General features: G+C 38.4%; 20 protein-coding genes. 11 read left to right on the forward strand and 9 right to left on the reverse strand.

Annotated elements, in window-relative coordinates; translation table 11 throughout:
- The first annotated feature begins 119 nt into the window (after positions 1–119).
- From QUD79_RS01700 to QUD79_RS01710, 3 genes are all read left to right on the forward strand, one after another.
- The gene (locus QUD79_RS01700) at positions 120–2,978 is read left to right on the forward strand and encodes a TonB-dependent receptor domain-containing protein (protein ID WP_184425221.1); all 2,859 of its coding nucleotides are present in this window, start codon (positions 120–122) and stop codon (positions 2,976–2,978) included.
- A gap of 144 nt (positions 2,979–3,122) precedes the next feature.
- On the forward strand, positions 3,123–4,505 hold the full coding sequence (locus tag QUD79_RS01705) for an IS4 family transposase (protein ID WP_286288804.1): 1,383 nt from the start codon (positions 3,123–3,125) through the stop codon (positions 4,503–4,505).
- 190 nt (positions 4,506–4,695) lie between these two features.
- A complete protein-coding gene (locus QUD79_RS01710) occupies positions 4,696–5,190 on the forward strand; it encodes a DUF3016 domain-containing protein (protein ID WP_184426934.1) in 495 nt (164 codons plus the stop codon).
- A 51-nt stretch (positions 5,191–5,241) separates the two neighbouring features.
- Here QUD79_RS01710 and QUD79_RS01715 read toward each other — a convergent pair whose 3' ends face one another.
- Both QUD79_RS01715 and epmB read right to left on the reverse strand, forming a co-directional pair.
- Positions 5,242–5,553, reverse strand: a complete 312-nt coding sequence (locus QUD79_RS01715; RefSeq protein WP_184426936.1) for a hypothetical protein — start codon at positions 5,551–5,553, stop codon at positions 5,242–5,244.
- A gap of 31 nt (positions 5,554–5,584) precedes the next feature.
- A complete protein-coding gene (gene epmB, locus QUD79_RS01720; protein WP_184426938.1) occupies positions 5,585–6,601 on the reverse strand; it encodes an EF-P beta-lysylation protein EpmB in 1,017 nt (338 codons plus the stop codon).
- A 47-nt stretch (positions 6,602–6,648) separates the two neighbouring features.
- Between epmB and efp the strand changes: the two genes are divergently transcribed.
- On the forward strand, positions 6,649–7,218 hold the full coding sequence (gene efp, locus QUD79_RS01725; RefSeq protein WP_184426940.1) for an elongation factor P: 570 nt from the start codon (positions 6,649–6,651) through the stop codon (positions 7,216–7,218).
- 99 nt (positions 7,219–7,317) lie between these two features.
- Here the strand turns inward: efp and QUD79_RS01730 are convergent, their stop codons facing one another.
- The 3 genes from QUD79_RS01730 to QUD79_RS01740 form a co-directional block, all read right to left on the reverse strand.
- Positions 7,318–7,659 carry a DUF4389 domain-containing protein gene (locus tag QUD79_RS01730; RefSeq protein ID WP_184426942.1) on the reverse strand — a complete coding sequence of 114 codons (342 nt, stop codon included), beginning with the start codon at positions 7,657–7,659 and terminating at the stop codon, positions 7,318–7,320.
- Positions 7,660–7,851: 192 nt separating this feature from the next.
- Positions 7,852–9,234, reverse strand: coding sequence for an IS4 family transposase (locus QUD79_RS01735; RefSeq protein ID WP_286288804.1), 1,383 nt, complete (start codon positions 9,232–9,234; stop codon positions 7,852–7,854).
- A gap of 142 nt (positions 9,235–9,376) precedes the next feature.
- Complete coding sequence (locus QUD79_RS01740) at positions 9,377–11,692, reverse strand: S9 family peptidase (protein ID WP_184426057.1); 2,316 nt, start codon at positions 11,690–11,692, stop codon at positions 9,377–9,379.
- A 176-nt stretch (positions 11,693–11,868) separates the two neighbouring features.
- Between QUD79_RS01740 and QUD79_RS01745 the strand changes: the two genes are divergently transcribed.
- The 7 genes from QUD79_RS01745 (at position 11,869) to QUD79_RS01775 (ending at position 18,797) form a co-directional block, all read left to right on the forward strand.
- Positions 11,869–12,813, forward strand: coding sequence for an ABC transporter ATP-binding protein (locus QUD79_RS01745; RefSeq protein ID WP_184426055.1), 945 nt, complete (start codon positions 11,869–11,871; stop codon positions 12,811–12,813).
- Positions 12,813–13,586 carry an ABC transporter permease gene (locus tag QUD79_RS01750; RefSeq protein ID WP_184426053.1) on the forward strand — a complete coding sequence of 258 codons (774 nt, stop codon included), beginning with the start codon at positions 12,813–12,815 and terminating at the stop codon, positions 13,584–13,586. The genes QUD79_RS01745 and QUD79_RS01750 overlap by 1 nt, the downstream gene beginning before the upstream one ends.
- A gap of 25 nt (positions 13,587–13,611) precedes the next feature.
- The gene (trmB, locus tag QUD79_RS01755; protein ID WP_184426051.1) at positions 13,612–14,298 is read left to right on the forward strand and encodes a tRNA (guanine(46)-N(7))-methyltransferase TrmB; all 687 of its coding nucleotides are present in this window, start codon (positions 13,612–13,614) and stop codon (positions 14,296–14,298) included.
- 384 nt (positions 14,299–14,682) lie between these two features.
- Positions 14,683–16,329 carry a pyridoxal-dependent aspartate 1-decarboxylase PanP gene (gene panP / locus QUD79_RS01760; RefSeq protein ID WP_184426049.1) on the forward strand — a complete coding sequence of 549 codons (1,647 nt, stop codon included), beginning with the start codon at positions 14,683–14,685 and terminating at the stop codon, positions 16,327–16,329.
- Between the two features lie 223 nt (positions 16,330–16,552).
- The gene (locus QUD79_RS01765) at positions 16,553–16,702 is read left to right on the forward strand and encodes a hypothetical protein (protein ID WP_184426065.1); all 150 of its coding nucleotides are present in this window, start codon (positions 16,553–16,555) and stop codon (positions 16,700–16,702) included.
- A gap of 413 nt (positions 16,703–17,115) precedes the next feature.
- Entirely contained in the window at positions 17,116–18,090 is a 975-nt protein-coding gene (gene epmA, locus QUD79_RS01770; protein WP_184426047.1) for an elongation factor P--(R)-beta-lysine ligase, read from the forward strand.
- Between the two features lie 326 nt (positions 18,091–18,416).
- Entirely contained in the window at positions 18,417–18,797 is a 381-nt protein-coding gene (locus tag QUD79_RS01775; protein ID WP_184426045.1) for a MerC domain-containing protein, read from the forward strand.
- Between the two features lie 26 nt (positions 18,798–18,823).
- Here the strand turns inward: QUD79_RS01775 and glnG are convergent, their stop codons facing one another.
- The 4 genes from glnG to glnA form a co-directional block, all read right to left on the reverse strand.
- Positions 18,824–20,221, reverse strand: coding sequence for a nitrogen regulation protein NR(I) (glnG, locus tag QUD79_RS01780; protein WP_184426042.1), 1,398 nt, complete (start codon positions 20,219–20,221; stop codon positions 18,824–18,826).
- Complete coding sequence (gene glnL, locus QUD79_RS01785; RefSeq protein WP_425584432.1) at positions 20,218–21,306, reverse strand: nitrogen regulation protein NR(II); 1,089 nt, start codon at positions 21,304–21,306, stop codon at positions 20,218–20,220. The genes glnG and glnL overlap by 4 nt, the downstream gene beginning before the upstream one ends.
- A gap of 67 nt (positions 21,307–21,373) precedes the next feature.
- On the reverse strand, positions 21,374–21,901 hold the full coding sequence (locus tag QUD79_RS01790) for a DUF4124 domain-containing protein (protein WP_221435261.1): 528 nt from the start codon (positions 21,899–21,901) through the stop codon (positions 21,374–21,376).
- A 111-nt stretch (positions 21,902–22,012) separates the two neighbouring features.
- Positions 22,013–23,419 carry a glutamate--ammonia ligase gene (glnA, locus tag QUD79_RS01795; RefSeq protein WP_184426038.1) on the reverse strand — a complete coding sequence of 469 codons (1,407 nt, stop codon included), beginning with the start codon at positions 23,417–23,419 and terminating at the stop codon, positions 22,013–22,015.
- Positions 23,420–23,525: the final 106 nt, after the last annotated feature.

Consider the following 23,525-nt stretch of genomic DNA (forward strand, 5'->3'; position numbering starts at 1 on the left):
TTATACAATTGTGCTAGATCTTTATTGTCATATATTGTATACAATATATGACAATAAAGTATATAGTATAAATATATAGTCAAATTATAAACAGTAATACCATAACTAAGGGGGACATCATGAGTATAAAAAATAATTGTAAATCGTCTTCATCTCGCAAAACCTTAATAGCGTTAGCTATTGGTGCAGCAGTATCTTCAGGGCATGTTTATGCACAAGAAAATGATAATGAAGTACAAAATACCGAGATAGAAAAAATTGAAGTAACAGGATCGCGCTTAACACGAACAACATTTGACGCGCCTAGCCCAACAACGGTTATTAGTGCTCAGTCTATTCAAATGACAGGTGCGTTAAATATGAATGACGTACTTTCAACAATGCCACAGTTTGGTAAAGGCTTTGATGCAACAGACGGTAATTATTCTTTTGGTAACTCAGGTATTAATGCGCCAGATCTACGTGATTTAGGCCCTACGCGTACGTTAAACCTAGTTAATGGTAAACGCCCAATTTCTATCACTAATGATAGCAATATTATGTTAACTGATATTGGTATTATTCCGTCGGAATTAATCGAGCGTGTTGAAGTATTAACAGGTGGTGGTTCGGCGGTATATGGCTCAGACGCAGTTGCGGGTGTAGTAAACTTTATTCTTAAAAAAGATTTTGAAGGAACAGCGATTCGTTCTCAAGTTGGTGGTACAGATGCTGGTGGCGCTAGTAGTCGCTCACTAACAGTTACCCACGGACTAAACTTTGATGACGGGCGTGGTAACTTTTCGATGTCGGTTGACTATTTTGAGCAGGAAGCTTTGTATTACAAAGACCGTCCAGGCTCTGCAAATACTAAACGCTTTATTCCAAACCCTGCTAATACAGGTCCAAACGACGGAATACCCGATCAAATTATTGCTACAGACTTAACCTACCCTAATTTTGGTGCAGATAAAAATGTATTCGGTGTGTGGAATACAGCAACGGGAGGGGCAGATTGGTATCAATTAGACGATGGTGTGGCAAGCCTTAGAACACCTAACACAAGTGTGGTAGATGGTTGGTTAGCTACTGATGGTAGCGGTTTTGATCCAGTAGAATGGGGAATGGCAAGAAACCCGTATGATCGTACCAATGCTTATGCACGTTTTGGCTATATTTTTGATGAAGTAACAATGGCAATTGATGTGATGTATTCAAAAACTAAATCACAAGATGAAATAGACCCGCCATTTGTTTGGGATACCTGGACAACGGTTGAAACGTTAACTGCTGACGGAATTACGGTGCCAGACTCTGTTCAAGATACACTTAATGCATACGGCGATAACTGGTTACTACTCCCTTACACTTTTGATGAAGCAGGTGGGCGCGGTCATAAAAACGAACGTGAATATTTCTCAACCAGTTTAACGTTAGAAGGTGACATAAATGACAACTGGAGCTGGGATGTGTATGTAACAACTGGCTTTACTAAAGCAAAACTTAATAGCGACAATGCGTTACGTAACGACCGTTTTAACAGTGGCAACTTTACTTTAATTGGTCCATGCCAAGAACAAGGCAATTGTCCAAGCTTTAGTCCTTTTGAACCGGCATCACAAGATGTTTTAGACTACGTAATGGCAAGCCATGAAACAACAACTGACGTAAAAGGGCATGGTTTTGCTGCAAATATTTCAGGTGATGTTTATGAATTACCTGCAGGTCGTATACAAGTTAGTGCTGGCGCAGAACTTCGTTACGAAAGTCTAGATTACCGCCCATCAGAGCTTTGGTCATCAGGTAAATTGTCATCACAAATGACAGGAATTGATGATGTAAGCCGTAATATTAAAGAAGTGTATGGTGAGTTTTTAATACCCGTAGTTGCAGATGCGGCCTTTGCTAAAAGCATCGAAGTTGAAGGGGCTGTTCGTTATGCCAAATATTCAACCGAGTCAGCAAGTTTTACCAGTTCAAAGCTAGGTGTTAACTGGGCAATTAATGATGATTTACGCTTTAGAACAACATACTCACGTGCAGTTAGAGCACCGCAACTTGGTGAGATGTTTTCTGGTTTATCGATTGGCTATAGCGATTTAACCGACCCGTGTGACTCTGATCAAATTGATGGTGGACCGTCTGACGGACGAAGAAAAGCTAACTGCAAATCTTTAGGGATCACCGATGGCTGGGATTCAAATTTAAAAGGCAAGCGTGGTAAAATTATTAGCTCAGGTAATACCCAGTTAAGTGAAGAAACCGCAACTACGCTAACTGCTGGCTTTGTTTTTCAGCCTACCTATCTTGATAACCTAAGAGTGTCTATCGATTATTATGATATTGACTTAGCTGATCTGATTGTAAGCTTTGGTGCCAGTAGTGTGCTAAGTAACTGTGTTGATTTAGAGTCAATTAATAATGAATATTGTGCTCAAATTGAACGCGATAGCAACGGTGATGTGTTATCAGTGCGTGATACCTTCTTAAATGCCGATAACTCACGACGTCGTGGAGTGGATGTTGAAGCCGATTATGCCATTGATATGGCTAAATCATTCGATTTACCTGGTACATTTACCCTTGCTATGGGTGTTACACGCCAGTTAGAAAAATCATACACAGAGTACGACTTTGTTGAAGGTAAACCACTTAAGTCTGACGCTCTAGGTTCATTGGGTGCGCCTAAGTGGAAAACAGATGTAATGGCAACCTATAATTTAGATGAATTAAGTGTGCGCTGGACAACTAAGTTCACTCAAGGTGGCCCACGTTATAATGACTTAAACCCTGACCGTTATGAAAATCAAGAAATAGAAGACTCTATTGTTCATAACTTGTGGGTGGGCTATGACCTAACACCAACAGCGAATATTTATGTTGGTGTGAATAACGTAACTGACGAAACCTGGTTAGATAACCCTTTCACTAACTGGGGTGCATTAAACTACTCTTTATTAGGGCGTGCATTTTACGCTGGCGTTAATTACAGTTTTTAATTAACAGACAAACTTAATAGATAAAAGCCTGCACCTGCCTGTCTTTCCTACACAAATCCCTCGATAAAAATCGAGGGATTTTTTTATGAACTTATTGTACAGAACGTGATCTGATCCATTTATTCAGTGATGAGGTGGATTTCTATGTTTACAACAAGTTCAGAGCAATGGGCAGAAGAAACATTTTTACATGCAAAATTGGGCGATACCCGCAGAGCTAAACGACTTGTTGTGTTAGCCTCTAATCTTTCCAACAAGTTAGGGCAATCACTCGTGCAATCATCTACGTCCACAGCCGATATTGAAGCGGCCTATCGTTTTACTCGTAATAAAGCTATTGATGCTCAAGCTATAGCTGAGGCTGGCTTTAAGGCAACAGCAGCAAAAGTTAAAGATTATGATTGCCTACTTGCTTTAGAAGACACCACATCACTTGAATTTAAACATCAAACGATTCGCGATGAAATGGGGCATACCACTTCGAATAAGCGTTCGCGTGGCATGCATGCTCATTCCGTATTGCTATTTGCCCCTGAGCAGCAGCATGTTGTTGGTCTGATTGAGCAAAAACGATGGACACGAGACGTCAGTTTGTACGGCCAAAATAATCGCCATGCCAGCCGAGCGTACGAAGACAAAGAAAGCTATAAGTGGGAGCAAGCATCAGAAGCGATGACTCCCCGTCTAGGTTCAACAATGAATAAGGTAATTTCAGTGTGTGATAGAGAGTCAGATATTATTGAATACCTGACTTATAAAACAGCGAGGCAGCAACGTTTTGTCGTGCGCTCAATGCAGAGTCGTTGCATTGAACAAAGTGAAAATAAACTTTATCAATATAGTGAGTCGTTAAAATCAGCAGGTCAACGTATTGTTTCGGTGAGGCAAAAAGGCGGACGCAAAGCGCGGGAGGCTTCTTGTCAAATACGTTATGCCAAAGTTGATGTAAAAATGCCAGCGAATAAAAAAGGCGCTTCGGTATCTCTCTATTATGTGGGTTGTCAGGAAGAAAACAATGACCAAGGATTAAGTTGGCACCTGTTAACATCTGAGCCTGTGACGTGCAAAGAGGAAGCCGAAAAAGTATTGACCTACTATGAAAAACGCTGGTTAATTGAAGAGTTCCACAAAGCGTGGAAAAGCGGCGGTACTCAAGTAGAAGATTTACGTATGCAAAGTAAAGACAATTTAGAAAAGGTGATTGTGATATTAGCGTTTATTGCCGCACGCCTTCATCAACTTCGTTACCTTGGCCTTAATAAGAAAGAAGCAGAAAAGCATAGTTGTGAAACGGTTTTAAGTCCGTTAGCGTGGAAGTTGCTATGGACAAAACGAGAAAAATCAAAACCACCGACAACGGCACCAAGCCTTTATTGGGCTTACATTAACCTTGGGAAGTTAGCGGGTTGGCACGATTCAAAACGTAATGGCCGTGTCGGGTGGGAGCGATTATGGGAAGGATGGTTTAAATTGCAAACCATCCTTGAAGGCTATGAATTAGCCCAATCTCTTGATCTGAAAATGTGATCAAGAGACAGGCACCTGCAGGCTTTTTTATCTTTAGACGCATAGCATTGAGGAAATTTATTAAAGCTAGTATAACTTAAACGCACAGTTACATTTATTACACTATAACATTTAAGCGTTCAGTTATAATTCAGTTATAAAGTGCTAGTATAAAGAGCGAGCTGTTAAAAGATTTTATTGGAGCAAAATTATGAAAAATTTATTCTCAACGCTAACGCTAGCGGCTGTTTTTGTCGCTTTTCTACCGCAAGCTAATGCAGGCGAAGCCCAAGTGGTGTGGCAGAACCCTGATAAATATCGAGATGTTGACGCTGGTGACGGCCATCGTACAAAATTCAAAGAAAGAACATTTAGTCAATTAGAGCAGCATTTTAATAAGTTAGCCGAGCAATTACCGCAAGGTTATATGTTAAAAATTGAGGTTAGTGATTTAGACTTAGCTGGTGATGTTAATCAAGGTGGTATTAACCGATTACGCATTGTTAAAGATATATTTTATCCGAGAATTGATTTCTCATATCAATTGCTATCAGCAGACAAAGTTGTGGTTTCAGAAAATGAAATAAAACTAAAAGACATGAACTTTTTAATGCGCAACTCAAGTCGATATAACAGCTCAAGTTTAGCGCATGAGAAAAAAATGCTCGATAGTTGGTTTAAAGATACCTTTACCGAATTTCTTTAATAAAAAACGCCGCGATTAGCGGCGTTTTTATATCTGTTGATAGCGTTACTATTACTGTGGTTCTTGATAACTATGTTCAAAATTACCTAAAACAGTAAATAACTGTTCTATTTTTTTTACTAATGCAATTAATAACGCTTGGTCTTGAGTTTTTTGCCATTGCATCAAATCATCTGCAACTTCTTGCACATAAGGTTGAAAGGTATTAGCGGTGGAGTTAAAGCCCGCGTCTTTTTTGAAAATAGCGTCAAAGCCAGCCATTTTCTTTTCTCGTAAGTCAGTTAACGTTGCATCAGCCGCTAATGACTTTTTTAAAATAATAGAAATGTTACTGATCAGTTGTTTATTTACTGTTTCGCTCATAAGAATACTTAATTACTTTTTGTTAATGATATTATGCCAAATTGATTGGCGTTTTGTTAGTTTCACCTGCAATTTCTCTGACAAGTTTTGGCATTAAAAAACCGGGTAATATTGCCATCATTTCTTTCACTATTCCAACGGCTTCTTTTTCGGGTACTTCAAAATGAGCTGCGCCTTGTACTTTGTCAAACATATGCAGATAGTAAGGTTGTATACCATTATCAAAAAGTTGCTCACTCAGATGGCAAAGCGTGTCAGCATTGTCATTGACACCTTTTAGTAAAACACTCTGACAAAATAAAGGGATACGCGAATTACGTAATAAATTTATTGCGCTGATAAAGTGTTGATCAATTTCACTAGCATGGTTTATATGTAACACCATTGTCGCTTTTAAACGAGTTTGGGCCAGCATAGTAATAAGTGTGGTGGTAATTCGTTGTGGTATAACAACCGGCAAGCGAGTATGAATACGCAAACGAGTCACATGTGCAATAGCTTCTATTTGATTAATTAGCCACTGTAAATGCTCGTCATTGGCCATTAACGGATCGCCTCCACTAAAAATAACTTCTGTCACTTCTTTATGGCGCTTAATATAGTCAAGCGCGGCTTGCCATCGCTGTTTATTGGGGCTGTTGTCTTGATAAGGAAAATGGCGTCTGAAACAGTAGCGACAATTAACGGCACACCCTGCTTTTACTATCATCAATACGCGGTGTTTATATTTATGTAACAATCCCTCTGCTACCGTATCATGCTCTTCTAGCGGATCTGAAGTGAAGCCCTCTGTTAATACAAACTCATCTGATAGTGGCATTACTTGCTTTAGTAGCGGATCATTAATGTCACCTTTTGTCATTCTTGCAATAAAAGGGCGCGGCACACGTACCGGAAATAGCGTTCTTGCTTTAAAGTGTTCGATATATAAATCAGGTGATATTGCTAGCATTTCAAGCAGTACTTTTGGGTCAGTTACTACATTTGCTAATTCTTTTTGCCAAGAAGTGTGCAAATTATTGCTAATTTGAGGTATTATCTGCGGCATTTCAACATTCAAGTTAAGCTCTCGATTAAATTAGTAAGAGAAATTTTATGGCAACTTTTAGTACAAACCAGTTCAAAAACGGTCTTAAATTAATGATCGATGGCGAACCATGTAACATTTTAGATAACGAAATCGTAAAACCGGGTAAAGGCCAAGCGTTTAACCGCGTAAAAATTCGCAAACTCATTTCAGGCAAAGTATTAGAGAAAACCTTTAAATCAGGTGACTCATGTGAAGGCGCTGATGTAATGGATACTGAGTTAGCTTATTTATATAGCGACGGCGAATTCTGGCATTTTATGAATAATGAGACCTTTGAGCAAGTTGCAGCTGACGAAAAAGCAGTTGGCGATAATGTTAAATGGTTAAAAGAAGGTGATCTTTGTACCATTACCTTTTGGGATGGTAACCCTATTTCAGTGGTGCCACCTAATTTTGTAGAGTTAGAAATTACTGAAACAGACCCAGGTTTAAAGGGTGATACAGCGGGTACCGGTGGTAAACCTGCAACCTTAGTGACAGGAGCTGTAGTTCGAGTGCCGCTATTTGTACAGATAGGTGAAGTGGTTAAAGTTGATACTCGCACCGGCGATTATGTTTCTCGCGCAGGTAAGTAACTCTCGCTTAAGTAAGTAATTACAACAAAGCTCACCTTGGTGAGCTTTTTTATCAGTACCCTATTAATTGAATTCTCCAACCTTACCAACAGCAATTTATTAGACATGCTCTGAAGGTGGCATTCGACTTATTGCACTATCAGGCCAGTCAGTAAAAGGAAAAGGGTATTGCTCAGTATTTATCGTTAAAAACTGATTAATTTGATAAGTGTAAGTATTTAAACTTTGCCCTAATTTCAATAACGGCCGATTAGGCTTGTTAGTAAACAATAAAGTAATAAATTGAAAAATAGCAATTAAGCTAATAAAAAAGCGGACAAAGCCAGATATAAAAGCGAAGAAAAGCATTACTAGGCCGCGCTTCCATATACCAAATTGTTTCCAAGACTTTTCTGTTGTTTTTTCTTGGCCAAATAGTTCATCTTCTAAATCTTGTCTCATTGCAGACTCCTAAAGTATTTGTGTTATCTCTGAACCTTATATAGCAATGTTAGGGCCAATCTTATTTATATTTATTTATCAGTCACTTAAGTTTCTTTAGGGTTAAGGGGAAATGTTAATAATCTAATGAAGTAGTGAAAAACGCTAACTTTTATTCAAATAATAAAAAGCCCGCAATTGCCTGTCTCTTGATCACATTTTCAGATCAAGAGATTGGGCTAATTCATAGCCTTCAAGGATGGTTTGCAATTTAAACCATCCTTCCCATAATCGCTCCCACCCGACACGGCCATTACGTTTTGAATCGTGCCAACCCGCTAACTTCCCAAGGTTAATGTAAGCCCAATAAAGGCTTGGTGCCGTTGTCGGTGGTTTTGATTTTTCTCGTTTTGTCCATAGCAACTTCCACGCTAACGGACTTAAAACCGTTTCACAACTATGCTTTTCTGCTTCTTTCTTATTAAGGCCAAGGTAACGAAGTTGATGAAGGCGTGCGGCAATAAACGCTAATATCACAATCACCTTTTCTAAATTGTCTTTACTTTGCATACGTAAATCTTCTACTTGAGTACCGCCGCTTTTCCACGCTTTGTGGAACTCTTCAATTAACCAGCGTTTTTCATAGTAGGTCAATACTTTTTCGGCTTCCTCTTTGCACGTCACAGGCTCAGATGTTAACAGGTGCCAACTTAATCCTTGGTCATTGTTTTCTTCCTGACAACCCACATAATAGAGAGATACCGAAGCGCCTTTTTTATTCGCTGGCATTTTTACATCAACTTTGGCATAACGTATTTGACAAGAAGCCTCCCGCGCTTTGCGTCCGCCTTTTTGCCTCACCGAAACAATACGTTGACCTGCTGATTTTAACGACTCACTATATTGATAAAGTTTATTTTCACTTTGTTCAATGCAACGACTCTGCATTGAGCGCACGACAAAACGTTGCTGCCTCGCTGTTTTATAAGTCAGGTATTCAATAATATCTGACTCTCTATCACACACTGAAATTACCTTATTCATTGTTGAACCTAGACGGGGAGTCATCGCTTCTGATGCTTGCTCCCACTTATAGCTTTCTTTGTCTTCGTACGCTCGGCTGGCATGGCGATTATTTTGGCCGTACAAACTGACGTCTCGTGTCCATCGTTTTTGCTCAATCAGACCAACAACATGCTGCTGCTCAGGGGCAAATAGCAATACGGAATGAGCATGCATGCCACGCGAACGCTTATTCGAAGTGGTATGCCCCATTTCATCGCGAATCGTTTGATGTTTAAATTCAAGTGATGTGGTGTCTTCTAAAGCAAGTAGGCAATCATAATCTTTAACTTTTGCTGCTGTTGCCTTAAAGCCAGCCTCAGCTATAGCTTGAGCATCAATAGCTTTATTACGAGTAAAACGATAGGCCGCTTCAATATCGGCTGTGGACGTAGATGATTGCACGAGTGATTGCCCTAACTTGTTGGAAAGATTAGAGGCTAACACAACAAGTCGTTTAGCTCTGCGGGTATCGCCCAATTTTGCATGTAAAAATGTTTCTTCTGCCCATTGCTCTGAACTTGTTGTAAACATAGAAATCCACCTCATCACTGAATAAATGGATCAGATCACGTTCTGTACAATAAGTTCATAAAAAAATCCCTCGATTTTTATCGAGGGATTTGTGTAGGAAAGACAGGCAATTGCAGGCTTTGATAGAAAAGTAGCTTATAGTTTAGTGAGACTTATTCATCAAGTGCTCGTTGAAATATTCTGTCATCATGGTTTTTAAATGTAAGGTTGTACCCGCACCTTCATAAATACCGTGGCTACGATTAGGGTACGACATGAAATCGAACTGACGATTGTGTTTTATAAGCTCGTTTATCAAGCGTTCAGCTCCTTGATAATGCACGTTGTCGTCACCGGTACCATGAATTAATAACAACTTGCCTTGTAAGTTTTTAGCATGGGTTATTGGTGATCCTTGTTTGTAGCCTTCTTCATACTCAGGTAATAATCCAGAGTAACGCTCTTGGTAAATAGTGTCGTATAGCTTTTGATCTGGCACCGGAGCTAAAGAAATACCAACATGATATTGTTCGGGGTAGCGAAACATCATATTTAACGTCATTGAACCACCACCAGAGTGCCCCCAAATGCCGACTCGATCTGTATCGATATAGTCCCATCGTTTCGCCATAGCTTTTAATGCATCAGACTGGTCGCGAGAAGATAAAACACCTACCGCACCATAAACTTGCTTACGCCATTCTCTGCCCTTAGGTGCTCGAGTACCACGGTTATCAATTGATGCTAGTATATAGCCTTGATTGGCTAACATTTGATCCCAAAGGTAAGCGTTTCCACGCCATCTGTCTTGAACGGTTTGTCCCCACGCTTCACCATAAACATAAAAAATGATTGGGTATTTTTTACTGGGATCAAAATCAGCAGGGCGAGTAATATAGCCATCCAACACAAGGCCGTCTTGAGCTGTTACTTGAAAAAACTCGGTAGTCGCTTTATTGAGTAATGCGAGCTTTTCTACCAACGCTTTATTGTCCATCATCAGGTGCTTAGTTTGATGACCGTCAACTTTAATCAACCTTATTTGAGTGGGTTGTTCGAACGTTGAATGTGAATGAATTGCCCATTGACCATCGTCAGATATTTGGTAGCTATTTGAACCAGCAAACTCATCAGGAGTGAGCTTTTGATTAACTACACTTGCATCTAATTTACTTCTATATAAATAACGTTGCGCTACATTTTCAGGAGAAGCAATGAAGTACAACCAACCATTTTTTTCATCAACAGCTTCAATACTTACCGTATCAAAATTACCAGGAGTTAAGTCTAGTTTTGTTTTACCATCTCTAGATATTTTATAAAAATGACGCCAGCCACTTGTTTCACTTGTCCAGATAAAAGACTGGCCATTTTCAATCCACTTAGCATCTATTATACCATCAAGAAAAAACTCATCTTTTTCAGTATAAATTTTTCTGACGGTGCCAGTGTCGGCGTTAGTTAGGTATAAATGATCTGTATCTTGCTTACGGTTTAAATGTTGTACTAATATCTCTTTACTGTTACCACTCCAGTTCATACGTGGAATATACATATCGCGTGAGTTATTAGGTAGTTGAGCCCAAACGGTTTTAGATGTTGTTAAGTCGACAATACCAATTTTGGCAAGCGCATTTGTTTCTCCAACTTTAGGGTAAGGAAATTTAGTGATAGTAGGGTAAAGTTCATCAGTGTTATTAATCATGATAAAGTCTTTACTGCCATTAGTATCAAGTTGCCAATACGCTATTTTGCTATCGTCAGGGCTCCAACGAAAACCGTCTTTTATCGTAAATTCTTCTTCATAAACCCAATCAAATAAGCCGTTGATAATGCCATTACCTGCATCATGTGTTAGCTGTTTTATTTTATTATTAGCGAGGGTTTCAACGTAGATGTTGTTCTCGAACACATAAGCAACCTTCTCTGCATCAGACGAAAACTTAGCGAACATTAACGTGCTAGGTTTCGCTAAGTTGCTACCTAATTGTGCTAATTGATTACTCTGAAGCGTTAGTACCCAATAATCGCCTCGGCTGTTAGAGCGCCATACTCGTTTACTATTTGTATAAATAAGTAGCTTTTTCTTATCGTCAGACCAAATATAGTCATCAATAGCTAAAGGCTTGTCTTCACCTTTTGGTGTAAGCTGCTCCGCGCTTATTAATACTTTTCGCTCTAATGTTTCTGGGTTATAGATAACAATGTCTTTACCAATACTTTTTGTTTTACCCGTATCATCTTTTATCTTTGTTGCTGAGTTTTCTATCGTGGTGTAGCCTGAACCATCAGTTAACCAGCGAATACGGCCAATGCTGTCAGCCTTAAACTCTTTATCTTGATATATTTTTTCAACAGTCAATTGTGGCACTGCTGTGGTTTTATTTGAATGGGTGGTATTATTTACCGAGGTACTTTGACAAGCGGTTAAAGTAATGGCGATGCTTGTATAGGCGAACCAATGAATAATTTTTTTCATCTCATCTCAACATAGGTTAAATTTTATAACGTACTTTAAATTGTATACAAAGTTTTAACAATGTAATTGGTCGACTATTTCTTACTATTTAACCGACATTTTATTGAAAAAAAAGAACTTGCCCCAATTTAGAGTGAAATTGGTAATTTTATTTACAGAAAATCAAAAGGTTAACTATGCAAAAAGCACTTGAAATATCTGCATTAAAAAAAGTCTATAAAGGTGGCTTTGAAGCATTAAAAGGTATTGATTTAACAGTAAATGAAGGTGACTTTTTCGCACTATTAGGTCCAAACGGTGCAGGTAAGTCGACCACTATTGGTGTTATAACTTCGTTGGTAAATAAAACCTCTGGGCAGGTAAAAGTATTTGGACACGATCTTGATACAGACCTAGAAGCAGCCAAAAGTTATATAGGCTTAGTGCCACAAGAATTTAATTTTAACCAGTTTGAGTCGTTAATCACCATTTTAGTTAATCAAGCTGGCTACTACGGTGTTAATCGTGCGTTAGCATTTCAACGAGCTGAAAAGTATTTAAAACAACTCGACTTATGGGATAAGCGAAATGACGCCGCGCGAATGCTATCAGGCGGAATGAAAAGGCGCTTAATGATAGCGCGCGCGTTAATGCATGAACCTAAAATGCTAATCCTCGACGAGCCTACTGCTGGTGTTGACATTGAACTTCGTCGCTCAATGTGGGAGTTTTTACGAGAGTTAAATAAACAAGGTATAACAATTATTTTAACGACGCACTATCTAGAAGAAGCCGAAATGCTGTGTAGAAATATTGCGATTATTGACTCTGGCAGCATCATTGAAAATACCACAATGAAGTCGTTGTTAGCGACATTAGATATTGAAACCTTTGTATTGGATCATAATGCATTAAATTTAACTCCCGAATTAGACGGGTTTGATTACCGCATTATTGATGAACACACCTTAGAAGTCGACGTTAAAAAATCACAAAGTATTAACCAAGTCTTTATTCAACTTTCGCAACAAGGAGTTGATGTAAAAAGTATGCGCAACAAGTCTAATCGACTCGAAGAGTTGTTTGTTACTTTAGTGAGCAATAGTAAGTTATCAACAGAACAAGCGGTAGGAGCTAAATAATGTCTTCAGCACGAAATATTGTTGCTTTAAAAAGTATTTTACATAAAGAAACCCATAGGTTTTTGCGCATTTGGGTGCAAACTCTTGTACCGCCAGCCATAACTATTAGCTTATATTTTGTTATTTTTGGCTCGCTTATTGGTGCTCGTATTGGTGAAATGGGTGGTTTCGATTATATGTCGTTTATTGTGCCAGGGCTTATCATGATGAGTGTTATCACCAATTCATATTCAAATGTAGCCAGTTCTTTTTTCAGCGCAAAGTGGCAACGTAATGTTGAAGAGATGTTAGTTGCCCCTGTGCCAAACTGGGTGATAGTAGCCGGGTATGTTGGCGGCGGAATGGCTCGTGGTTTATTAGTTGGCTTAATCGTAACCGTTGTCGCGCTATTTTTTGTTGATATTCAAATACATAATATATGGGTAATAATTGCTACGGTTTGTTTAACCTCGGCAACATTTGCTTTAGGCGGGCTAATTAACGCTATTTTTGCGGGTAGCTTTGACGATATATCAATAATTCCTACGTTTATTTTAACTCCGTTGACCTATTTAGGTGGGGTTTTTTATTCGATTAGTTTGCTACCTGAGTTTTGGCAAGGCGTGTCAAAATTAAATCCAATAGTTTATATGGTTAATGCGTTTAGATACGGCTTTTTAGGCACCTCTGATGTCAGTTTAACGGCTTCGTTTGGTGTATTATTAATTTTTATTGTGACATTGTTTGCTATTGCCATGACACTGATCACTAAAGGTATTGGTTTGCGTAGTTAAGCCTAAGTTAATGAGTATAGGATCAATGACAAATTCTGAAACGGTGGGTGACTCTAAAGCAATTGTAACTAACCAAACAGGCGTGCATGAAAATCTTGAAAAAATAGTGCTTAAGCACCTAATTCATGCGTCGCAAAAACCTATTCAAGCGCACACCCAAGAAGCGTTTAACCTTGTAAACGAAAGGGTGCAACAACACCAAGGCGAGATAATTTTTGATTCTTGCTGTGGTGTTGGCCAAAGTACCCGTTTACTCGCGAAAATGAACCCAACGGCCTTGGTGATTGGTGTTGATAAATCTGCGCATCGCATTAACCGAAATGACAGTGTACTAGTTGATCAAACTAACACACATCAAGTTGAAAACTTTATGCTGGTGAGAGCCGACTTAAATGATTTTTATCGTTTAGCTGTTGCAGCAAAGTGGCAGGTGAGTAAACATTATATTCTTTACCCAAACCCTTGGCCTAAATCTAAACATATTCAAAGACGTTGGCATGGTAGCGCTGTTTTTCCAGAGATGCTCAAACTTTGCAACACCCTAATTTTGCGTAGTAATTGGCGTTTGTATTTAGAAGAGTTTCAATTTGCTGCATCGTTAGCGGGTAAGCACGGAGACATTACACTAGTTGAAGATCAGCAAGCATTAACGCCATTTGAAGCAAAATATAGAGCGAGCGGCCAGCAATGTTGGCAACTACTTATTAAATAAATTGTCACTTACCCTTAACGATGAGGGTGTGGTGAAAAAGACTAACTTTTAGTCTATAAACAAAACTATTTGTGCCTGCTATTCATCTGATGTGTTTTTTATTGTTTAATAACAAGTGGTTATGTTTTGGTATGTTACTTGTAACCTAATATTATAAATAAATATAAAGGAGTCGAGTGATGAATCGTAATATTAAAAAAAATGTATTAATGGTGGCATTTAGTAGCTTGGTAATGATTGAATTAGCATTAGTATACTTTGCCTCTTTACTAAGCTAGTTGATAATAAGCACGAAAAATACAAGACATTTACGGTAAATTTTATTAAAGTGCCGATCTTATTATAAATCGTTTTCACAGCCCTAATTATATAAAGTGAATGTCTATGACCGCGAATAAGCGTGCGCCAAAAGCTACAGCTACAGAAGAGTCGCTACACCGCATTTTTACTATTCCAGAAGCGCCTGACTCAACTTTGGGGCGAATAGAACAAGAAATATCGCAAAATCTAGCGGGCTTTCTTGGTGATCATATTGTTGCTAAAGATCATTTATTAACATCAATTGAAAAAGACTTTGCAAGCTCAGCTATACCTGAAGAGCCAGCTTACGTTTCAGATCATATGCATCATTTGTTAGACAAGTTGGTGGCAAAGTCAGTTCATACCTCAAGTCCAAGCTTTATTGGCCATATGACCTCAGCACTTCCTTATTTTATTCTACCACTATCTAAGCTGATGGTAGGGTTGAACCAAAATTTAGTTAAAATTGAGACGTCTAAAGCATTTACTCCGCTTGAAAGACAAGTATTAGGCATGATGCATCGATTAGTTTATCAAGAAAATGATGACTTTTATCAGCATTGGATGCACAGTGCTGATCATTCGCTTGGCGCTTTTTGCTCGGGTGGTACTGTTGCTAATATTACAGCACTGTGGGTTGCTCGAAATAATTTACTCAAAGCCGATGGTAACTTTAAAGGCGTATCACAGCAGGGGCTATTCGCAGCATTAAACCATTATCAATATAATGGCTTAGTTGTGTTAGTGTCTAATCGTGGTCATTATTCATTAAAAAAATCGGCCGATGTACTTGGTATTGGGCGCGATAGCGTTATTGCAATACCTACAGATGAAAACAACCGTATAGACTGTACAAAGTTAAGAGCAAAGTGTCTTGAGCTAAGGCAGAAAAATATCGCTATTCTAAGTATTGTTGGTGTTGCCGGAACTACAGAAACAGGCAATGTTGATCCGCTTGAAGAAATGGCAGGTATTGCCCAAGAATTTAACAGCCACTTTCACGTTGATGCTGCATGGGGCGGGGCAACATTGCTTTCTAATAAGCACCGAAATATTCTTAAAGGTGTTGAACTTGCAGATTCGGTCACAATTGATGCGCATAAGCAAATGTACGTGCCTATGGGGGCAGGTTTAGTTGTTTTTAAAGACCCGTCTTGTGCTAACTCTATTGCTCATCATGCTGAATATATTTTGCGAAAGGGCTCAAAAGACTTGGGCTCGCACACGCTCGAAGGCTCAAGACCGGGTATGGCAATGTTAGTTTATGCGAGTTTGCATGTTATTAGCCGCCCAGGATATGAGCTATTAATTAATCAGAGTTTAGAAAAAGCACATTATTATGCTCAGCTTATTGAACAACATGAAGATTTTGAATTAATTACTAAACCAGAGCTCTGTTTATTAACTTATCGTTATAATCCAAAGCAAGTGCAGCTGTATTTAGAGCGCTGCTGTGAAAATGAACAGTTAGCTATTAATCAATTGCTCGATCAATTAACTAAGTTTATTCAAAAACGACAGCGTGAAAATGGTAAGTCGTTTGTTTCTCGCACGCGGATAGAAGTTAGTAAGTACGCTAATCGTAAAACAGTTGTTTTTCGGGTAGTGCTCGCAAATCCGTTAACAACAAAAGCTATTTTAAATGAGGTATTGCAAGAGCAAACCGAACTTGCACAAGAAAGTATCAGCCTTTTGCCTCAACTGTTTGATAAAGCAATTAGCCGGCTTTAAGAAGATATGAGTGTTTTAGTTTCGAAGTGAAAGTTTTAATCATTATTTTCTTTTGATTTAGATTTAGTTAACCTCTTGAATTTTATATTTTTATTTTAGTTCGTAACTTGTTGTAGCTTTGTTTTGATTTCGTTTGAGTATCTTAGTTTACGAAATTGTTTTTTTATGAAGCTATCTGTGTAATAATTCATCACACATACAAAAGTCTGTTATGGAGAATGTAATGCAAACGAGCGAAAGACAATATACACCTGAACAGTCAAATAAAAATAACTATGACGCGATTTCGCTAGAGCAACAATTAGCGCAAGCACGCGAAGAAATTGCTGATCTTAAGTTACAAATTATCTGGTTAGAGCGCTCTTACGAGTAACGTTAGAACGTTTAATGTAATAGGTAACCTGAACTCGGATTAATGAATGTTGATTTTCTCACATAAAACATTATTTTTTTCAATAGTTTAATTTTATTCACTGTTTAAAAAGCTAACCTTTATTTCTCAGTATTGATAGTTTTGTGAATATCAAGGCGAATTTTTTGATCCAATAGCGGGCTATTGGCAACAAATTCAACGTAGATAGGCTCAAAAATAGCTTACTGAGTAACTTTGCTTAACCTGAGTTCAGGTTAGGTATACTAAAAAGGCCAAACAAAAACTGTTTGGCCTTTTTAGTGCATAATGTTTATACCCAGTATGGACTTCTTCGATTGCAAGACATGTTAATTCGTTGACATAGCATGCATTGCAGCTTTATATGCTATTAATTATAATTTTTAGAGTATTTTATGAGTGTGCCATTATTGACATGGGAAGTTGCTAAGCAAAGAGCTGAGTTTATCCAAGAAATTAGGATGTTTTTTTATCAAAGAAACGTCATAGAAGTAGAAACACCGTTGTTGTCAAATGGTACGGTAACTGATGTTCATTTAGATGTGTTCGACACTGCCTATGAACATTTCCCAGACACTCCTATTCATGAGCACAGGCTTCTATACCTTCAAACGTCGCCAGAGTTCGCAATGAAGCGACTACTAGCTCACGGTTACGGTTCGATATTTCAGATTTGTAAAGCATTTAGAAAAGAGGCGTACGGTGCGTTCCATAATCCTGAATTTACCATGCTTGAATGGTATAGAGTCGGTTTTAGTTACAATGAGTTAATCGCTGAAGTAAGTGACTTATTAACAACACTTTTAGCCTGCGAACAGCCGGAAATTAAAAGTTATCAAAATGCATTTTTAGAGGCGACTACTATCGACCCTTTGCAATGCTCTATTGAACAATTGCAGAGGTTTTTAGCTTTGCGTGGTGTTAATGATGATTGGATCAGCCAAGAAACAGAAAAAGACACCTTGTTGCAGTATGTTTTTTCTGAGTATGTAGAAACTATCATTGGCAAGGTAGTTCCCTGTGTCATTGTTGATTTTCCGAAAACACAAGCAGCCTTGGCATGCGTATCTGAGAGTGATCCAAGAGTTGCCCATCGATTTGAATGCTACTTTAAAGGGGTTGAACTGGCTAATGGATATGAAGAGTTAACCGACCCAGAAGAGCAGTTAAACCGCTTTCATCGTGATAATGAAACACGAAAACGATTAGGTAAAGCGTTGAAACCGATTGATAATAATTTGATTGAGGCTATGGAGAAGGGATTGCCAAAATGCTCAGGTATTGCGCTAGGTGTTGATCGACTGCTGATGATAGCACTTGGTAAAAACACCATAAGCGAAGTTATTACGTTTAATATTGAGCGTGCCTAATTATTTAACCTGAGTTCTGGATAAGCTAAGCACGTCAATGTCACGATTTTTGCGCGTATCTGCGTTAAGTTTGCTACTAATAGCTCGCTATTAGGTACGCAAACTTGCCTTGATTCACTCAACACTTATAACATTGATATATAACTACATAAGCAATACGATTGTTCTGTAATAAGCAATTTAAAAATATAACTTTATCTGTGTTGATCGTACATCCGTTATCCAGAACTCAGGTTATTTATCAATATTTATAAAATATCGTTTTGTGATAATGTATCAAGTGTGATAATATCTCAATATTAAAGTTTGAGTATTGGATAATCAGCATGTTAGATAGAATAGGTATTACAGCAACGTCATTATGTGCGTTACACTGTATATTATTACCTGTCATATTGCCTGCTCTCCCGTTATTGGGTGTGAGCTTTTTAGCTGATCACGTTTGGGAGCATGTGTTTTTAATTATAACGGCTGTTCTTGGCTCAATTGCAATGCTTTCTGGTTTTAAACGCTATCATCGCAAACTATACCCATTTTATCTTTTGATATTGGGGGTAATTATTTACTGGCAAAAACACGACTTTTCTGAAGCCGTACAACCTTTTATTATAGCTTTAGGTGCATTACTCATTGTGACTGCTCACTTCTTAAATATTAAGTTATGTAACAGCTGTAAACCCTGTGAAACAAAAGAGTGTCATCAATAACGCTAAGCAGATTATCTTGCTACGTTTTATGTTAACTCTTTAAGCTTTCGCGATAGTGTATTTCTACCCCAACCTATAATTTTAGCCGCATCTTGTTTGTGTCCTTGCGTATGAGCTAATGCACACTGCAGTAAAATACGCTCAAACTCTGGCTGAACTTTTTCGATAATATTGTCAGTATCTTGCTTTAGTTGCTCGTTAACCCACTGACGCAAAAATTCTTGCCAACTATTTTCGGTTAAGTTGCTTGCAGTTGGTAAGGCTGTAATTTCAGCAGGTAAGTCACTAAGAATAATTTCCTTACCACTTGCCATAACCGTTAAGAACCGACAAAGGTTTTCAAGTTGCCTTACGTTGCCTGGCCAATGATATTGTTCGAGAAATGCTAATGTTTTTGGATGTAGGTTTTTAGGTTCAACACTTAACTCTTTTGAAGCTAATGTTAAAAAGTGATCAGCAAGTTGCTTAATATCTTCGCGTCTCTCTCTCAGACTTGGCAGATGAATACGGATCACATTTAAACGATGAAATAAGTCTTCACGAAAGTCGCCATTATTCACTTGTACTTCTAAATGTTGATGTGTGGCAGCAATTATTCTTACGTCTACTTTTATTGGTGAGTGGCCACCAACACGGTAAAATTGCCCGTCAGACAACACCCTAAGTAATCGCGTTTGTATATCTAACGGCATATCACCTATTTCATCTAAAAATAATGTGCCATTATGAGCTTGTTCAAAACGCCCATGTCTTACAGAGTTTGCGCCAGTGAAAGCTCCTTTTTCATGGCCAAACAATTCAGACTCAATCAAATCTTTAGGTATAGCGGCCATATTAAGCTGGATAAAGGGGGATGCAGACCTTGGGCTATGCATATGTAACGCATGCGCTACTAGTTCTTTACCCGTACCAGACTCACCATTTATTAACACACTAATACTAGATCGAGACAAACGACCAATAGCACGAAATACCTCTTGCATAGACGGGGCTTCGCCAATTATACCAACGGAAGACGGGGTTGCTATCTGTTGTTTGTTATTGGTGCTTGTTTCACTGGCATGAATGAGCGCGCGTTGAATTAGAGCAAGCGCATCATCAATATCAAAGGGTTTAGGCAAATATTCAAACGCGCCACCCTGATATGCGTTAACCGCGCTTTCTAAATCAGAGTGCGCAGTCATGATAATGGTAGGTATATCAGGGTATTGTTGGTTAACTTTATTTAATAGCGCCATACCGTCCATATTGGGCATTCGAATATCAGAAATAATAATATCAGGCTGATCATGAACAAGGGCGGTGAGAACATTGTCAGCACTATCGAAAGATGCACTGGTAATATTTGCACTAGATAATGCTTTTTCTAGCACCCATCTGATTGAGCTATCATCATCAACAATCCATACTTGCTCATTGTTCATAAACTTGCCTCGTTGATAATTGGAAGTAATATTTCAAATTCGGTATAACCTGGCTTACTTGAGTAAGATAACTTACCACCGTGTTGGTGAATGAGTGTTTGAGAAATGGATAAGCCTAAACCGGTACCATTCGTTTTCCCCGATACCATAGGATAAAACAAGGTATCTCTGATTTTGGTTGGAATACCAGGCCCGTTGTCAATTATACAAATACTTGCACATAACTTTATACGCTTACCATTAATCGTTTTATTAGTAGCTGCACGTGTTTTTAATGTTATGGTACCATTGTGTTCAAGGGCTTGAATTGCATTGTTTACGATGTTTAAAAGCGCTTGTTGAAGTTTATCATCGTCAAAAGTGACTTCAGGTAATGACGGATCATAATCGCGCACAAAACTAATGCCTTCATTATTGTCAAAGCGAACAACATTATAAATTTTTTCTAAAACAGAATGAATATTGTGCTGGGTCATGTTGGGTAATTGGTTTGGCCCTAACAGTCTATCGACAAGGTTGGTTAAGCGATCGGCCTGCTCAATGATCATCTCTGTATATTCTTGTTGCGATTGGGTAAGCTCTTTACTTAATAACTGCGCTGCACCTCTTAAACCACCAAGGGGGTTTTTAATTTCATGTGCAAGCCCTCTAATTAAATCACGAGCAGACTCCCACTGTTGGTGCTGAAATGCTTCCGCATTAATATTTTTCTGCTGATCAATTTGCTTAAGCTCTAATAATATATGTGGCAAGTCTTCAAAGGTAACGGCTGAAGCCATTAACTCAATCGTTATTTTATAGTTTACAAATAGCTCTAATATAACATCGCTGTCGCTAAACTCTTGGCCAGATAGCAGCAGTTGGTTAAGTCGCTCTTGCTTGATTGGATCATTAATAAATAAATTTGCTAGTGGCTGATTATAGAGCTTATTAAAGCTTCTAATTAATAAAGCCTCAGCGGCAGGGTTTGCATACTGAATGGCTAGATTTTGGTCAAGCACAAGAACAGCAGTTACCAATTGATTAGGTATTCTCTGTTGATAGGCTAATTTAATTTGTTTAACGCTTTTAGTATCGCTCAACACCAAACCTCTATGCACCATTATGGTGCGTTATGAATTTTTAGTTTACTTGTTTAGCGTAAAAAAATCACTAATTTGCTTTAATCACCGACGCTCTATGCATATAAAAGGTGATTGGTGTTGATGATGCAATAATCTTGCCTTTATCATCGAGCAAGTTCATTTGAATTTGATGCTCACCACGCTCTATGTCTCGTAGTACAAACATAGAGTGAGATTGAGGTTCTAGGTAGGGTTTTCCGTCGATCAATAAACTAATTTTTAAGCCTCTTTTGAAAATAGGCTTTATGCGACCTGAGACATAAACAGAGCCCGTATTGTCACGAATTGTAGCGTTATTAACGGGTTGAATAATTTCTACTTCATAGTTACTTTCAACTACCTTTGGTGTTATATCTAAAATAGAAGTATCGATAGAAGAGTTCGATATATTAGGGTTTTGAACAGTAACTTCTTCGGCACCAGGCTTAGGGCTATCTGAATAAACTAATATGCCTTCGGCATTACGCCAAACATAAACTTTAGTTGACCCTGCATCAACTTCTGCGCAAAACGCAGAAAAGATTGCAATAAAAATAAATCGAGTAAAAAGAGTCAATTAATAAACATCCTTGCATAGCCGTGGTTATAATTTATCTAATATTGCTTATTATAGCCACAAAAAAAGCTCAACTAAGTGAGCTTTTTGTTAATTCGTAACTAAAACGCTTTATAAACTGTAGTACATATCAAATTCTACAGGGTGAGTTGTCATGTTTAGTAAGTTAACATCGTCACGCTTCAAGTTGATATATGCATCAATCATGTCATCGTCCATTACGCCACCAGCAGTTAAAAAGTCCCTGTCAGCTTCAAGTGCATCTAATGCATCGCCAAGTGATATGGCTACTTGTGGAATTTGAGCTGCTTCCTCTGCAGGAAGGTCATAAAGATCTTTGTCCATAGCATCGCCAGGATGGATCTTATTTTTAATACCATCAAGTCCTGCCATTAATAGCGCAGTAAAGGCTAAGTATGGATTTGCTGTTGGATCTGGAAAGCGCGCTTCTATTCGAGTGGCTTTAGGCGATGGTACAATTGGAATACGAATTGATGCGCTACGGTTACGTGCAGAATAAGCAAGCATAACCGGTGCTTCAAAATGAGGTACTAAGCGTTTATATGAGTTGGTAGAAGGATTAGTAAACGCATTTAATGCTTTTGCATGTTTAATAATACCGCCAATGTAATACAGTGCTGTTTCAGATAAACCACCATATTTATCACCAGAAAATAAATTTACGCCATCTTTAGCTAAAGACATATGTACATGCATTCCTGAACCGTTATCACCAACTAAAGGCTTAGGCATAAATGTTGCTGTTTTACCGTAGGCATGAGCAACGTTATGAACAACATATTTATAAATTTGTACTTCGTCAGCTTTTTTAACCATAGTGTTAAAGCGGCAAGCTATTTCATTTTGTCCTGCTGTAGCAACTTCATGGTGATGCGCTTCTACCACTAAGCCCATTTCTTCCATTACCAAGCACATAGCTGAACGCAAGTCTTGAGAAGAGTCAACCGGTGCTACAGGGAAGTATCCACCTTTTACGCCAGGACGGTGGCCTGTGTTTCCTTCAGCATACGTAGTACCTGAATTCCACGCGGCTTCTTTATCATCAATTTTGTAAAATGAACCACTCATGTCAGTATGAAAACGAACATCATCAAATACAAAGAACTCAGGCTCTGGTCCAACTAATACTGTATCAGCAATGCCGGTAGAACGAAGGTACTCTTCTGCGCGATGTGCAACAGAACGTGGGTCACGGCTATAGCCTTGCATAGTTGCTGGCTCTAAAATGTCACAGCGAATATTTAACGTAACTTCTTCTGTAAAAGGGTCTAACACAGCTGTGGAAGGGTCAGGCATTAACACCATGTCTGATTCGTTTATACCTTTCCAGCCAGCGATAGAAGAACCATCGAACATTTTTCCATCTTCAAAAAAGTCTTCATTAACTTGGTGGTAAGGAAGAGAAAGGTGTTGCTCTTTACCTATTGAATCAGTAAAACGTAGGTCAATAAATTTGACGTCATTTTCTTTAATTAGATCTAATACCGCTTGTGACATATTGTCTCTCCACTTAGGTTATTCTTTGCATTGTAAAGTATTCTTACGCAGAGTATAGCGAATATTGTGCCAATAATGAAAACCTTGGTATATAAGGGAATGATGA

The sequence above is a fragment of the Thalassotalea piscium genome (assembly GCF_030295935.1).
Classification (GTDB): domain Bacteria; phylum Pseudomonadota; class Gammaproteobacteria; order Enterobacterales; family Alteromonadaceae; genus Thalassotalea_B; species Thalassotalea_B piscium.